Origin of the sequence: Oceanobacillus alkalisoli, assembly GCF_022213125.1 — a bacterium.
Classification (GTDB): domain Bacteria; phylum Bacillota; class Bacilli; order Bacillales; family Amphibacillaceae; genus Oceanobacillus; species Oceanobacillus alkalisoli.
Map to the genome: position 1 here is coordinate 1 of NZ_JAKNRA010000028.1, position 14,655 is coordinate 14,655.

17 protein-coding genes and 1 tRNA gene are annotated in these 14,655 nt (G+C 40.2%); 6 read left to right on the forward strand and 12 right to left on the reverse strand.

The window, feature by feature from the left end:
- Positions 1-259 precede the first annotated feature (259 nt).
- On the forward strand, positions 260-1,003 hold the full coding sequence (locus tag L3V42_RS17635) for a tyrosine-type recombinase/integrase (protein WP_238472593.1): 744 nt from the start codon (positions 260-262) through the stop codon (positions 1,001-1,003).
- Positions 1,004-1,080: 77 nt separating this feature from the next.
- Here L3V42_RS17635 and groL read toward each other — a convergent pair whose 3' ends face one another.
- Together groL and groES are read right to left on the reverse strand one after the other, a co-directional pair.
- Positions 1,081-2,709, reverse strand: coding sequence for a chaperonin GroEL (gene groL, locus L3V42_RS17640; protein WP_235762279.1), 1,629 nt, complete (start codon positions 2,707-2,709; stop codon positions 1,081-1,083).
- Between the two features lie 68 nt (positions 2,710-2,777).
- Positions 2,778-3,062 carry a co-chaperone GroES gene (gene groES, locus L3V42_RS17645; RefSeq protein ID WP_156856926.1) on the reverse strand — a complete coding sequence of 95 codons (285 nt, stop codon included), beginning with the start codon at positions 3,060-3,062 and terminating at the stop codon, positions 2,778-2,780.
- 342 nt (positions 3,063-3,404) lie between these two features.
- Between groES and L3V42_RS17650 the strand changes: the two genes are divergently transcribed.
- Positions 3,405-4,121 (forward strand): CPBP family intramembrane glutamic endopeptidase, encoded by a 717-nt coding sequence (locus L3V42_RS17650; protein WP_235762280.1) that lies wholly within the window; start codon positions 3,405-3,407, stop codon positions 4,119-4,121.
- Between the two features lie 46 nt (positions 4,122-4,167).
- Here the strand turns inward: L3V42_RS17650 and L3V42_RS17655 are convergent, their stop codons facing one another.
- A complete protein-coding gene (locus L3V42_RS17655) occupies positions 4,168-5,100 on the reverse strand; it encodes a hypothetical protein (RefSeq protein ID WP_235762281.1) in 933 nt (310 codons plus the stop codon).
- A gap of 65 nt (positions 5,101-5,165) precedes the next feature.
- Complete coding sequence (locus L3V42_RS17660) at positions 5,166-5,801, reverse strand: redox-sensing transcriptional repressor Rex (protein ID WP_235762282.1); 636 nt, start codon at positions 5,799-5,801, stop codon at positions 5,166-5,168.
- A 146-nt stretch (positions 5,802-5,947) separates the two neighbouring features.
- Here L3V42_RS17660 and L3V42_RS17665 point away from each other — a divergent pair, with 146 nt between their 5' ends.
- On the forward strand, positions 5,948-7,867 hold the full coding sequence (locus L3V42_RS17665; RefSeq protein ID WP_235762283.1) for an ABC-F family ATP-binding cassette domain-containing protein: 1,920 nt from the start codon (positions 5,948-5,950) through the stop codon (positions 7,865-7,867).
- Here the strand turns inward: L3V42_RS17665 and L3V42_RS17670 are convergent.
- Positions 7,864-8,025, reverse strand: a complete 162-nt coding sequence (locus L3V42_RS17670) for a hypothetical protein (protein WP_235762284.1) — start codon at positions 8,023-8,025, stop codon at positions 7,864-7,866. The genes L3V42_RS17665 and L3V42_RS17670 overlap by 4 nt on opposite strands.
- Between L3V42_RS17670 and L3V42_RS17675 the strand changes: the two genes are divergently transcribed.
- The 3 genes from L3V42_RS17675 to L3V42_RS18610 are packed head-to-tail and all read left to right on the forward strand — an operon-like array spanning position 8,019 to position 8,666.
- On the forward strand, positions 8,019-8,201 hold the full coding sequence (locus L3V42_RS17675; protein ID WP_235762285.1) for a CNNM domain-containing protein: 183 nt from the start codon (positions 8,019-8,021) through the stop codon (positions 8,199-8,201). The genes L3V42_RS17670 and L3V42_RS17675 overlap by 7 nt on opposite strands.
- A 22-nt stretch (positions 8,202-8,223) precedes the next feature.
- The gene (locus L3V42_RS17680; RefSeq protein ID WP_235762286.1) at positions 8,224-8,475 is read left to right on the forward strand and encodes a hypothetical protein; all 252 of its coding nucleotides are present in this window, start codon (positions 8,224-8,226) and stop codon (positions 8,473-8,475) included.
- Between the two features lie 29 nt (positions 8,476-8,504).
- The gene (locus L3V42_RS18610) at positions 8,505-8,666 is read left to right on the forward strand and encodes a hypothetical protein (protein WP_369412921.1); all 162 of its coding nucleotides are present in this window, start codon (positions 8,505-8,507) and stop codon (positions 8,664-8,666) included.
- A 337-nt stretch (positions 8,667-9,003) separates the two neighbouring features.
- On the opposite strand, the gene L3V42_RS17685 is transcribed toward L3V42_RS18610, so the two are convergent.
- The 7 genes from L3V42_RS17685 to L3V42_RS17715 form a co-directional block, all read right to left on the reverse strand.
- Entirely contained in the window at positions 9,004-10,185 is a 1,182-nt protein-coding gene (locus L3V42_RS17685) for an FtsW/RodA/SpoVE family cell cycle protein (RefSeq protein ID WP_235762287.1), read from the reverse strand.
- Between the two features lie 574 nt (positions 10,186-10,759).
- Positions 10,760-11,770 (reverse strand): tRNA (adenosine(37)-N6)-threonylcarbamoyltransferase complex transferase subunit TsaD, encoded by a 1,011-nt coding sequence (tsaD, locus tag L3V42_RS17690; protein WP_238472594.1) that lies wholly within the window; start codon positions 11,768-11,770, stop codon positions 10,760-10,762.
- Entirely contained in the window at positions 11,767-12,216 is a 450-nt protein-coding gene (gene rimI, locus L3V42_RS17695) for a ribosomal protein S18-alanine N-acetyltransferase (RefSeq protein WP_238472595.1), read from the reverse strand. The genes tsaD and rimI overlap by 4 nt, the downstream gene beginning before the upstream one ends.
- Positions 12,209-12,916 (reverse strand): tRNA (adenosine(37)-N6)-threonylcarbamoyltransferase complex dimerization subunit type 1 TsaB, encoded by a 708-nt coding sequence (tsaB, locus tag L3V42_RS17700; RefSeq protein WP_235762290.1) that lies wholly within the window; start codon positions 12,914-12,916, stop codon positions 12,209-12,211. The genes rimI and tsaB overlap by 8 nt, the downstream gene beginning before the upstream one ends.
- A 12-nt stretch (positions 12,917-12,928) precedes the next feature.
- On the reverse strand, positions 12,929-13,387 hold the full coding sequence (tsaE, locus tag L3V42_RS17705; RefSeq protein ID WP_235762291.1) for a tRNA (adenosine(37)-N6)-threonylcarbamoyltransferase complex ATPase subunit type 1 TsaE: 459 nt from the start codon (positions 13,385-13,387) through the stop codon (positions 12,929-12,931).
- 9 nt (positions 13,388-13,396) lie between these two features.
- A complete protein-coding gene (gene thiL / locus L3V42_RS17710; RefSeq protein ID WP_238472596.1) occupies positions 13,397-14,359 on the reverse strand; it encodes a thiamine-phosphate kinase in 963 nt (320 codons plus the stop codon).
- 169 nt (positions 14,360-14,528) lie between these two features.
- A tRNA-Asp gene (locus L3V42_RS17715) sits at positions 14,529-14,605 on the reverse strand.
- Positions 14,606-14,655 lie beyond the last annotated feature (50 nt).

The window sequence follows — 14,655 nt, forward strand, 5'->3', positions numbered from 1 at the left end:
GAACCAAGACAGCATCAGAATGAAGTACAGACGTGCTTTGTTTCAAGAAACAGGTGTTGAATCTTAATTGGGGAAACCTGTTGAGTGTTAATTGTGAAAAACTGCTTAATTCTACTTGACGGTTACACCTTTCGTCTTTCGCAAATCACCACGCACACAGAGGCTCCATGTCAAGCCTTCAGATATCTATTCAAATAAGCTTCAAAGCACAACTAAAAAACTAACTTAAATGTGACCTAAATATTGACGTAGATCCAAAATGCCCAAGAAAAAGATAACTGTAGAAGAACTTGAAAGAGGAAATTCGATTGAAGATAAGTACCTAGAAAAAGATGAGTTAGAACTTTTCTTATCAATAACTAAAGATGAAGGCTTAGAAGGTGACTTACTTACTTTCGCAACACTGGCTTATACTGGGCTACGTGTCGGAGAGCTGGTCTCTTTGAAGTGGAGAGATATTGACTTTACAAACCACACTCTTACCGTTTATCGAACATATTTCAATGCAACAAATAACAAATTAAAATATGAAGTGCTTAGCCCTAAAACAGTAACTTCACACCGAACAATAAGCATAGATCCATTAGTGATTAATCTCTTTGAACTTCACAAAGAAGAGCAAGACATTATTAAGGAAGAGAACGGGTCACTCTATAATGATAATGGTTTTATTTTTACTACAAATGAAGGTTATCCTAAAACTATAAAAGCTATTGCAATTCGATTGCAGCGACTACTTAAGAAAACAATAAGTACAATGGAGAAAGAGGAAAAAGAAGAGTTGCTCAAGAAGGTTATTACACCACATTCATTCAGACATACCCACACATCATTATTAATTGAAGCTGGTGTTCATATTAAAGAAATTCAAGAACGATTAGGGCATAGTGATATTCAAACTACAATGGATATTTACGCTCACATGACAAAGAACATGAAAAAAGAGGCCTCCACTAAGTTCAGTAACTTAATGAAAGACCTCTCGAAAAATCTTTTAGATTAATTTTGGTGGTTTATTCGGTGGTCTGTTGCAAGTAAATGACCTTTAAGCATTGATATATCAACACTTATGAGTTTAACTTACATCATGCCGCCCATTCCACCCATACCGCCCATGTCAGGCATTGCAGGTGCATTTTCTTCTGGCTGATCCGCAACTACAGCCTCAGTAGTCAAGAACATAGCCGCTACAGATGCTGCGTTTTGCAGTGCAGAACGTGTAACTTTTGCAGGGTCTACGATACCAGCTTCGATCATGTTTACCCACTCGTTCGTAGCTGCGTTGAAGCCGATGCCCTTTTCTTCGCCTTTCAAGCGTTCAACAACGATGGAGCCTTCAAGACCTGCGTTGTCTGCGATTTGACGAACTGGTTCTTCGATTGCGCGAAGTACGATGCTGACACCAGTTGCTTCGTCGCCTTCAAGTGCAAGTTCGTTTACTTTCTTGTACACTTCAAGAAGTGCAGTACCTCCACCGGCAACAATACCTTCTTCTACTGCTGCGCGTGTAGAGTTTAGTGCGTCTTCAATACGAAGTTTACGCTCTTTCAATTCCGTTTCCGTTGCAGCTCCTACTTTAATTACTGCAACACCGCCTGCAAGTTTCGCTAGACGCTCTTGTAATTTTTCTTTATCGAATTCAGAAGTAGTTTCTTCTACTTGTGCACGGATTTGTGCTACACGGCCTGCGATTTGGTCTGGGCTGCCAGAACCTTCAACGATTGTTGTGTTTTCTTTTGTTACAACAACCTTAGCAGCACGTCCAAGCTGTTCGATTGTAGTGCTCTTCAGATCAAGTCCTAGATCTTCTGTAATTACTTCCCCGCCAGTTAACGTACCGATGTCTTCAAGCATTGCTTTACGACGGTCACCGAATCCTGGTGCTTTAACTGCAACTGCGTTAAACGTTCCGCGAAGCTTGTTCACAACTAATGTTGCAAGTGCTTCACCTTCAACGTCTTCAGCGATAAGAAGTAATGGCTTGCCTTGCTGAACAACTTGCTCAAGAACTGGTAGTACTTCTTGGATGTTGCTGATTTTCTTATCTGTAATTAGAATGTATGGATCTTCAAGAACTGCCTCCATTTTATCTTGGTCTGTTACCATGTACGGGGAAGCATATCCACGGTCAAATTGCATACCTTCTACAACGTCAAGCTCTGTGTTGAATCCTCTTGACTCTTCGATTGTAATAACGCCGTCTTTCCCAACACGCTCCATCGCTTCAGCAATTAACTCGCCTACTTCATCGTCGTTAGCAGAGATTGCTGCAACTTGTGCAATGGATTCTTTGTTCTCTACAGATTTAGAAACATTTTGTAATTCTTCTACTGCGGCTTGAACTGCTTTTTCAATTCCGCGGCGAATACCTACTGGGTTCGCACCAGAAGTTACGTTTTTCAGTCCTTCACGGATCATTGCTTGTGCAAGAAGTGTAGCTGTTGTTGTACCGTCGCCTGCTACATCATTTGTTTTGGAAGCAACTTCAGATACGAGCTGTGCCCCCATGTTCTCGAATTGATCTTCCAATTCGATTTCTTTTGCGATTGTTACACCGTCGTTTGTAATTAATGGTGCGCCGAATTTCTTATCCAGTACAACGTTACGTCCTTTTGGTCCAAGTGTAACTTTTACTGCATCTGCTAATGTATTTACTCCACGAGCTAATGCGCGGCGTGCATCTTCACTGAATTTAATATCTTTTGCCATGGTTACAATTCCTCCCTAGTTTTAATTATAAATGTATGTTTAAGTATCTTAAGTATAGGTAATTTAAATTATGAAATAACAGCTAGAATATCGCTTTCTCGTAGAATCAAATATTCTTTCCCGCCGTATTTCACTTCTGTTCCAGCAAACTTAGAGAAAATAATGCGGTCTCCTTCAGACACTTCAAGAGCAATCTTTTCACCACTGTCTGTTACACGGCCAGAACCTACCGCTACTACATTACCTTCTTGTGGCTTTTCCTGTGCAGAGTCTGGAAGTACAATCCCGCTTGCTGTTGTTTCTTCTTGCTCTACAAGTTCGATAACAACACGATCTCCTAATGGTTTAATCATCTAGAACTCCTCCTTGATTCTAAAGTCTATTTTTTGTTAGCACTCAACCGCAGCGAGTGCTAATCACAATTAATATAATAAGTAATAAGTTAAAAAAATGCAAGCAATGTATCTGTCTTTTTACTATTTTTTAATTCTGATCTGGAAAAGGAGTTGGAAATAGATATTATTGGAGACTTATACATATAATTGGGTATAGATAAGATAAAGTGAAACTTCATTCGGTGGGAATTTTACGGACGGTTACACCGGGATAAAAGTGGGACCAATACTCTGACCCCCCGCCCCGATTTGTGTTAAAATACGTTTGTGTGAATTTATGATAAAAGGAGTCGTTTTGTTTTGCCGAAGAGATATTGGTATGTGATTGTTACGTATTTGATTATGCAGTTTTCTGCGCTTCCGGTGGCATTGTATATTGAATTATATTTTCCTGAAAGTTATTCACAATATATGATTTATTGGACGATCTTCAGTTTTACTGCTGGAATGCTCGTTACGTTATGGCTGATGAGACCAGACATGCAGAAACCGGCACATCGAGATGCTTCCCCTGCTTCTTCTGTGATTCTTTGGTCGATCCTTGGGGTGTTTCTAGCTTTCTTTGCTCAAGGCATCGCCGCTATGATTGAAGTCTTTATTCTCGGCATCCCAGCAGGATCGGAGAATACAATGGGAATCATGGAATATGCCCGGACAAATGTACTCTTTATTTTGGTACCAGCAATTATTGCGCCAATCCTTGAGGAGATAATTTTTAGAAAGATTATCTTCGGGAGCCTCTATAAGCGGATGAACTTCTTTTTCGCCGCTATACTATCAGCGCTTGTCTTTGCTGCTTTTCATGTAGATTTTTCCCATCTTCTTATGTATACCGCTATGGGACTTGTATTTGCTTTCCTTTATGTAAAAACAAAACGGATTATTGTTCCGATTATCGTCCACGCGGGGATGAATTCTTATGTTGTTTATAAGCAGTACAACTTAACACCGGAGGAAATCCAAAAAATGTTAGATCAGCTCGAACAACTGCAGACTATTTTATTTAGTTGCATATAAAGAAATGGAAGATGACTTCATATCAAAAGTCATCTTCCATTTTTTCCTATTGTATTTCCTGTAACATCTCAATGATTTCATCAACGTCTTCAATCGACTCTTCCATCACCGTATAACGTACGACATATAAATCATTTTCCTTAACGAATATACGTCCAATTTCTTCTTGGTTCGGCTCCGTCGCATCTCCGTCCACACGGAATTGATACATCACTTCGCTCTCCGTTGCACCGAAACGTTCAAATTCAAATTCACCTGTTGTCATATCTTCTAAACTTAACTCCAGTACACTGATGAAATTCGCAAGCCCACTAATTTCGTTACCATTCTCATAGTAATCATAAGTGATGATTGCACTGTAATTTCCTAAGTTTTCATCAACTGGGATATATTCAGCTGTTGTTTCGCCTTCCCCTTCTTCGTAGCTTGCAAGCAGCCATTCTTCTTCCTCAAATGGTGTTGGAAGACTGGTAATTTCATTTGCATAATCCCCAGTTATTTCGATTGCTTCCCTTTCTGCAGGAAGTGGATTAACCTCGATAATTTCCGATTCATAAATCTTCCATTTTCCATCATCCAACTGAAGAACATGCTCCCCTATCGTTTCATTGTTCTCGAATTCGCTCCCGTCCTTATCGACGGTGCGCTGCGCGTAAGCAACGACTGCCCTGTCATCTGACTGTTCTTTCACTTCCAGATCGTTCAGCTCGATATCGAGAGAGAACTCAAAGAATTCTTGAATCGTCTCTTCCGTTGAGTCATAAGCTGGTGAATACGGGTGGATTGTCTCCATATAACCGTCCAAGTCTTTTTCCATCAAAGCCTTCACATTAGACTCCAAGACAGAATAGAATACATCTTCCGTTGCTTCTACGTTTTGCTCTGCCGTTTCCTCATTCTCTGAATCATCCGAGCAAGCCGCCAAAAACAGACAGGAGAAGATAACCAGCACTCCTGCCAATAATTTACGATTCGACACGTCTTCCACACCCCTACATTTTTCTCCAGTTTCTCTTCAATTTCCTGTTTCTCTATGTATATATCCTAGTTTGACTCGAGTGGATAATGCTTCAAGAAATAAACAAGTGCCTGCAGTTCAACGGCTAAGTCAATATGATGAACGCGTACATTATCTGGCACCGTAATCCGAACAGGTGTGAAGTTCAAGATACCTTCAATCCCTGCTTTCACTAATTTCTCTGTAATCGCATCTGCTTCTGATACAGGGACGGTAAGAATTGCAACGGAGATCCCCTCGATTCTCTCCATCATTTCACCAATCGCATAAACCGGAACGCCACCTACAATTTGGCCTATCTTGTTTTCATCACTGTCAAAGGCCATTTTTATTTGGATATTATTATTTTTTGTAAAGTTATAATTTAAAAAAGCGGTACCTAGATTACCGACACCGATTAAAGCTACCTCTGTCATTTCATGCTGGTCAAGCGTACTGCGGAAAAAACCAAGCAAATATTCGACATTATAGCCATAACCTTTCTTCCCTAATGCACCAAAGTATGAAAAGTCACGACGAATCGTGGCAGAGTCAACTTTAATCGCTTCAGAGAGATCCTTTGACGAAACCCGGTTCTTCCCTTGTTGATTTAAAGTGTTTAAATAACGATAATACAACGGAAGCCGCTTTGCTGTTGCTTGTGGTATTTTATTTTGTTTCATATCTGCTCCTCATTTCATGATATACGAATTATTTAGTAGTTGTATGGTCTATTCTAACAGAAAATGGACAAAATGTCGTGATGATTTTCACAAGTAATTTCCTTCTGTCGATATTTACGTTACAATACATATAATGGGGTGAATGTATGATTTTAATGCAAATGAATGGACTTTCGAAATCTTTTGGTTCGGAAACCATTTTATCAAATGTAAAACTTGAGGTAAAAGATCTCGATCGAATAGCGATTGTCGGGAGAAACGGGGCAGGTAAATCTACCTTATTAAAAATAATGGCTGGAGATCTCTCCTATGACACGGGTGAGCTGATTAAGCCGAAAGAGCTGACGATTGGATACCTTTCCCAACATATGGAACTGCAATCCGGTAAAACAATCTGGAATGAACTTGTCACGGTATTTGACGATTTAAAAAAACAAGAAGGAAAATTACGTCATATAGAAGAGCAGTTGCAAACCACCGACTTACTCTCGGAAGCTGATTACCAAAACTTACTGACAGAATATGATCGGTTGCAGCACGCCTTTGAAACTGGCGGCGGTTATACGTATGAAGCAGAGATTAAAGCGGTATTGCATGGACTCAATTTCCAAGATTATGATTACAATACGATGATCAGTGAATTGAGTGGCGGGCAGAAAACAAGGCTTGCACTTGGGAAGCTGCTCCTGCAAAAGCCACAGCTTCTGCTTCTTGACGAGCCGACAAACCATTTGGATATCGAAACATTAGGTTGGCTCGAATCTTACTTAAACAGCTATCCAGGGGCTATTGTCATTGTTTCCCACGACCGTTACTTTTTGGACAAGACTGTAACACTAGTCTATGAGATTTCAAGACATCAGACGAAGAAATACCACGGGACATATAGTAAATTTCTTGAACAAAAAGCAGCTGATTATGAACGGGAACGGAAAGAGTTCGAGAAACAACAAACAGAAATTAAACGGATGGAAGATTTCGTCCAGCGTAATATCGCCCGCGCTTCGACGACGAAACGAGCTCAGAGCAGACGGAAACAGCTTGAGCGAATGGAACGGATGGACAGGCCGCTCGGAGACGAGGCATCCATGTCCTTTTCTTTTGATATAGAAAGGAGAAGCGGGAATGATGTCTTGAAGATTGAAGACCTCGCCCTCCGTTATCCGGACGAGGAAGAGTATACCTTTAAACAGGCGAATCTAAGAATCACACGCGGGGAGCGGGTCGTTCTTATCGGGCCAAACGGGGTTGGCAAAACGAGTTTACTTAAAATACTTATTGGGAAACTCCAGGCAACAAAGGGAATCTTTGAGCTTGGGACAAATGTGAAAGTTGGCTATTACGACCAAGAGCAGGCAGATCTTTCCTCGAATAAAACAATCCTCCAGGAACTTTGGGATGAATATCCGCTCGTAATGGAAAAAGATATCAGAACAGTGCTGGGTAACTTTTTGTTTAGTGGAGATGATGTCTTAAAGCCGGTAAATACGTTAAGTGGCGGAGAAAAAGCGAGACTCGCCCTTGCGAAACTAATGATGCAGAAAGCTAATCTGCTTATTCTAGACGAACCGACAAACCATTTGGATATCGACAGTAAAGAAGTACTGGAAGCAGCACTCATGGGATACCCTGGAACAATTCTTTTCGTTTCCCATGACCGTTATTTCATCAATCGGATTACAGACCAAGTTGCACAGATGAGTAAGGATGGAATCAAGATTTATCTCGGAGATTATGACTATTATCTTGAAAAAACAGAAGAAGAAAAAGAATTTATCAGGCTTTCCCAGCAAAAAGAGGATAAGCCAAACACCGATAATAGGCGTCGCAGTTTTCAGGAAGAGAAACAGCTACAAAGCGAGAAACGAAAGCGCGATAGAAAAATCGCACAGCTTGAAACTGCCATTGAAGAAAAGGAATTAGAAATTGCAAACCTTGAAGAAGAAATGACTAAGCCTGAAGTATTCCAAGATCATGAGAAAGCACTGGAATTAACGAAACAAGTGAACGAGCTGAATGACAAATTAGAAGAACTAATGGAGAGTTGGGCAAATTTACAGGATTAATGAATTTCATAATACGTACTTAATGCTTCACCATCACCATCTGTAGTTGAGTTGGTTCGTTCCCAACTACAGATGGTGATGGAAAGCCGACTTTGGTAATTATGAAATTCATTCGGATGAGTAAAAATACAATTTATTGGAGGTTGGCCAGATGACAATAGCAATCGCAACACTTATCGTTCTTATACTCATTAACGCATTTTTTGCCGCTTCTGAAATTGCACTCTTCGGGCTAAACGATAATAAGGTAAAACAACAACCAGAAACCGGTCACAAGAAGTTTATCCTAAAAAAGTGTAATACGGAAACCGCACTTTGTCATCGAAACACGTAAGATTGATGAATTATTTGCCAGTATGAAAAAGCAAAACACCCATATTGCAATCGTTCTTGATGAAAATGGCGGAACAGAAGGCTTAGTAACGATTGAGGAAGAGATTGTCGGCGAAATTTCCAGTGAAGATATTCTATTAAAGGAACATCCAGACATAAACAAAGAGTTCAAGGAAATCGGAACAAATGAATACTTGGTTAAAAGGACAATCGGCTTGTATCAATTGGATGAAATGCTTGCCATCGGTTTACCAATCATGATTTTGATACATTAAATGGATTTCTTATCCATGAGCTTCGACATATTCCAGCGCTTGATGAAGAATTCGTCATTTCCTATAACAACACAGAATTCAAAGCGAGGAAAATAGGAGAAATCGGATTGTCTCTATCGAAAATAAAACGGGGAGAAGTTGGACCTAACTTTTCCTCGTTTTTTATTATAAACGAAGGAAACAGACGATAAGATACGATAAATAAAGATGTCAAGGCTTCCATTCAGAATATTCACGTTTTCTTAAGAGATGTTATCGATTTCACTCGGATTGAGTTGAATTGCCTTATCTATTACGCTTACTATAGGTAAAGATAAAGGAGGAGTATAAATGAAAAAGTTATCAATATTCTTCAGTAATTTCAAACAAGCGATGGACCAATACGGTCAAGCACACATCATCATAGCTCATGCTACAGAAAGCTTTAGCAACAGATTGAAATAACCCCCTTTCAAGCTCCATCATTTACACCATTATATTTATCCACTAAAATAAAAATGAGCACCCTCTTAGCAGAGTGCTCATTTTTTATTTAAACAAATAATCATTCTGAATTGTATATTCCACAGCTATCCGATAAATAACTCCGACCCCGAGCATCGTCGCCATCACCGAACTCCCCCCGTAACTGATGAGCGGTAATGGGATTCCTGTCACCGGCATCACTCCGATCGTCATACCGATGTTTTGAAACACGTGTACAAGTATCAAACTCAAGAAGCCAAAACAGAAATACGAAGCAAATGGAACAAATTTATCCATGCTTAACCCTAACGATACAAGCTTATAAATTAACAGAAAGTACAGCAGAATCACTAAAGATCCACCAATAAATCCGAAAGTCTCCCCAACTACTGAGAATATAAAATCCGTCTGGGCTTCCGGGTAATACACCTCGACTCCGCCAAGACCTTTCCCAGTTAACTGTCCGGAACCAAGTCCCATGTAAGCTCGGTCAAAATGCCAATTAGCTGAATCGGTCGATTGTGTCGGATCAAACCATGTTAGAATACGGTCGATTTGATAATGTCTGCTCGGTCCAACTACCAATTTAGCAAGTGCGGGAAATTGGACAATAAAAATAAGTACAGCCCCTAAAAAAGTACCGACAACCCCTACTAAACTAAGAATGATCTTCCAGCTGATTCCTGCAAAAATAATCATCATCCCAAGGATAAACAAATAAACCATCGCTGTACCAAAGTCAGGCTGCAGCATAATCAAGCCGACTGGAAGCATCGTAATTCCTACCATTTTCAACAAGAGCATCGTATCTGACTTTAACGTACTCTCTTCAAACTTTTGTTTATGCTTACTGATAATAACTGATAAATATAATATCGTCGTCAACTTAACGAACTCTGCCGGCTGGATCGATACGCCGGGAACAATATTGTTAAACCAGCTCTTCGCCCCATTCACGGAGTAGGCAATTGACGATGGACTGACATATAATATAATTAACGATAAAATACCAGCAGCATAAATATATACACTGCCTTTATACAATTGTTCCATGTCCAAGAATTGCACCGACGCAGCAAATAATAGCCCTACAGAAAACCAAACAATCTGTTTAAAGACAAAATTATCATTTTCATATTGCTCAAACTGTGCCGCATTATAAATAGCTACAAGACTGGTCACGAAAAATAAAACGATTAAGATTAATAAATCGGTTTGCACATAATAGGACTGTTTTTTTGTCATTGCTGCATCACCATACTTCTTTTTCTGAAATCTAACTTTTCTAATCATTATCCACAAGCTATTTATTGAAAAAAGCCCGCTATAATGGTCATTAACAATTCTACCCACATTATCCACAGTTTTCGGGAGTTTTTATCCCATTTTTATTCACATCATGAACAGTGGTATAAGAAGGATTCGATATTGTATCCACAAGACTGTGCATAAGTTGTGAATAAACTCCACAACTACTGGGGATTTCTTTCTCGCAACATAGAAGATTATAGAAGGGATACTGTACTTTCAAACTTACTCCAGTCCAATCGATAAAGAAGGCTTATCCCCTCTTATACCCAAGTAGTGAAAGCGGGCATCGACTCACGATCATCTTCTTAGTTTTCTTTATATCAAAGAAAAGAGTGAAAGTTCGATCACATATGGAGCAACCTTCTATCCTGACAGACACAGTTTGGACGTGGCTGCGACTACTGGATGTGCTAGTATAAACGCTCTTCGGCGGGGTGAGTAATCACAGTCCGAAGCGTTGCGAAGACAAGCGCTTGCTTAACCTGCAAGGACGCTTCCACCTTTGTTCTTAAATGAGTTCGAGGGAGGGGTTTGCGTTCAAATCAAGACCATCCCGTTTTCCTTGTTCAAAAGCAATGGTTCCAGCAGCAGCTATCATCGCAGCGTTATCTGTACATAAATTTAGAGGAGGGATCAGTAATGGAATTCCAGCTTCGTCAAACTGGACTTGCATTTCCGTACGCAAACCTCGATTTGCTGCAACTCCGCCCGCAACAATTACTTGCTTCACGTTTTTCTCCTTAGCAGCTCGTAATGTTTTTGTTGTTAACACTTCAATTACACTTGCTTGAAAGCTTGCTGCAATGTCCTCTTTTTTTAACGTTTCTCCACGCTGTTTCGCATTGTGGATTTTATTGATAACTGCAGATTTTAATCCACTGAAACTAAAATCATAACTGCCTTCATCGAGCCAAGCCCGCGGAAAATCAATTGTTTCCTTACCAAGTGCAGCTAAACGATCTACCTCAGGGCCTCCGGGATATGGCAATTCTAACATTCTTGCAACCTTATCGTAAGCCTCACCAGCGGCGTCATCGAGCGTCTCACCGAGCAATTCAAATTCGCCATGTTCTTTCATTAACACAAGTTCGGTATGGCCACCAGACACGATTAAAGCAAGCAATGGAAATGTAAATTCCTGCTCAAATCGATTAGCATAAATATGTCCTGCAATATGTTGAACACCGACTAAAGGCTTCTTTTTCGCAAAAGCGAGTGCTTTCGCAGCATTCACACCAACGAGCAAAGCTCCTACAAGACCAGGCCCTTCTGTAACTGCAATCGCATCAATATCTTTCCATTCCACGTTTGCTTCCTCTACCGCTTCTTCAAGCACCATCGTTATTTGCTCAACATGATGGCGTGAAGCTATTTCCGGGACAACTCCGCCAAACCGTTTATGGCTCTCAATTTGAGATGCAACTACGTCTGAAAGTATTTCCGTACCGTTCTTCACTATAGCAACTGCTGTTTCATCACAGCTCGTTTCAATACCTAGTATGATTTTTTCATTTTTCATTTTAAATTCACCCACATCACAAGAGCATCCTCCTGATCATCTGTATAGTAATTCTTCCGGATACCTCCAGGAAGAAGTCCGAATTTCCGGTACATTCTCTGTGCAACGATATTGGAAACTCGAACCTCCAAAGAGAGCTGTACCGCCCCAATACGAATTGCTGCCATCATTAAATGATGGAATAATTGCTCTCCTATTTTCTTCCCGCGGTACTCAGGCAAGATAGCAATATTTGTAATTTGTGCTTCATCTATGACAATCCACATCCCGGCATAACCGATAATTTCACCACCATAATCGACAACAAAATATAATGCTTGCATATTATCTGTTAATTCATGGTAAAAGATATCCGATGTCCAAGGGACCGGAAAGGAAGACTTCTCTACTTTCAATACTTCTGGCACGTCTTTGATTTCCATTTTGCGTATCACAATTTTAGCCATTGCTCTTTTTTTCCTTTTGGTTTTTTAACCAGTTCGCCTCAGCCTCTGCTAAGCGTAAGTAATTTGGTGCAAGTGTATGAATATTATCCGGGTTCCTTGTTAAACTTGCAAGCCCTAGATGTGCGGGGTTGGTAATATGATAAGGACCTTCCGGCATAACAGCCAAATCACCTAAGGTTTCCATAATCAGTTCTTTAAATGATGCTATATCTGGGCTTAAAAATAAAACAGGCTTTCCTTCCGCTTGTAAATCTTTCAAAACATTTACGAATAACGTATTCTGATCTTGAACCGGATTCGTCAGCTGTCCACTCTTCCATTCATAAACTCCTGTATAAACGAGCCCTCTGCGCGCATCAAAAAACGGGCAAACAAACCCGTCAAAAAAACGTCCCTGGTAACTGAGCGCCTCCAGACTGGAAACTCCAACAATGGGGACGCCAAGCGCCCACGCAAGTGTCTTCGCTGTTGTAAGTCCTATCCGTACTCCAGTGTAAGAGCCAGGACCTTTCGCAACAGCTATCTGATCTAATTCCTCGACATCCATTCCCACTTCAGCCATCAACTGATTGATTGCCGGCATTAAGCGTACGGAGTGGTTTTTCGTCAGATTTGTCATGATTTGCCCAATCACCTGGTCATTTTTCATAATTGCTACACCGAGAACATGATTTGATGTATCAATGACAAGTACATTCATATTTCGTAACCTCTAATCCTTCATCTTGTATAAAATGCTGCAGTAATGATCACCAAATGCATTAAATTTCAATTTCCTTGCCTGGTCATCATCTGTATATTCAATACCTATTTCTAAACGTTCTTCGGGTAAATAGTCTTTAATAAATTCTGCCCATTCAACAACAGAAACACCATCACCATGAAAGTATTCCGAAAAACCGATATCTTCATCTGAATCTTCCAGTCGATATACATCCATATGATATAAGGGGATTCTACCCTTATATTGTTTAACAATCGTGAATGTCGGGCTATTTACATTACGTGTAATTCCAAGTCCTTTAGCTAATCCTTTAGTAAAAGTTGTTTTGCCTGAGCCTAACTCACCTTCCAAGGTAAGTAAATCACCAGGTTGTAAAAGATTAGCGAGTCTCATCGCAATCTCTTCTGTTTCCTCAAGGGAATGGGCAATAAATTCTATCGAGCTCAAATGATCCACCTACTTTAAATGTGTATACCCTTCTTTTGACAACTTATTTATATTCCCGTTCTTATCAAGATATACGGCATGCTCATCTTTATTCATCACATGACCGATTGCAGTCACACGAAGGTTTAATTTTTCCGCCTTCTGTTGAACCGTCTGCCAATCTTTCTTTGCAACCGTACCAACAAGTTCAAAGTCTTCTCCGCCAAAATACTTCCATTTCTGTTGCAGTTCAGCAGGAAATGTAGCTAGTCCTGGATGAGTTGGTACTTTTTCATCTTCCAATACAATGGAAACACCAGACTCCTCCGCGATCTCATGAACTTCATTACCAATTCCATCGCTAATATCATTTAAAGCTAATCGCTTAATACTCCTCAGTGAATTAGAGAATGTTACTCGAGGGGTAGGGAGTTGATGTCTGTTAATGAAATAATCCCTTCCATCAATTTGAAGATCATGCTGTAAAATATATAAGCCTGCTCGGGAATCACCTAATGTTCCCGTAGCAAAAACAATATCGTCTACTTTTGCCAAATTTCGGTATCTTGCTTTTCCCTTCTCTATTTTCCCAATAACGGTAACCGATAAAACAAGGTCTTTTCCTGATACCGTGTCACCACCAATTAAATCAGCACCATGGCGGTTAGACAAATGTTCCATCCCCTTAAATATTTCAAGAAGTTTCGACTCCTTCATCCTATCTGGCACAACAAGAGAAACTAAATAATACATAGGTAACGCGCCCATCGCAGCAAGGTCACTGAAGTTTGCTGCTAACGCACGATAGCCTAATTGAAAGGGAGACATTGTTTTTTCTGTAAAATGAACACCTTCAACAAATGTATCAACAGCAACTGCCAGCTCGCCTGCCGTCTCTCGGAAAATAGCTGTATCGTCGCCTATACCTCGCTCTAAGGACGCTTGTTTATATGTTTTTTGTTTAATCGCCTCTATTAAAGAAAACTCATTCATCGTCTTCACCTTTTCATCTATTTACACTACCTATCATAGCAAAATACGATGTAAAAAGAAATATTCGAGGTGCTTCTAACACTTTTAAGCTTCATTTATTTTAAAAAAGTACTTAAAAATAAAAAAACAAGATTTCAAATTTGAAATCCTGTGCAAATAGACTATGTAATGGCGGTCCGGACGGGACTCGAACCCGCGACCTCCTGCGTGACAGGCAGGCATTCTAACCAACTGAACTACCGGACCTTGGTTGCGGGGGCAGGATTTGAACCTGCGACCTTTGGGTTATGAGCCCA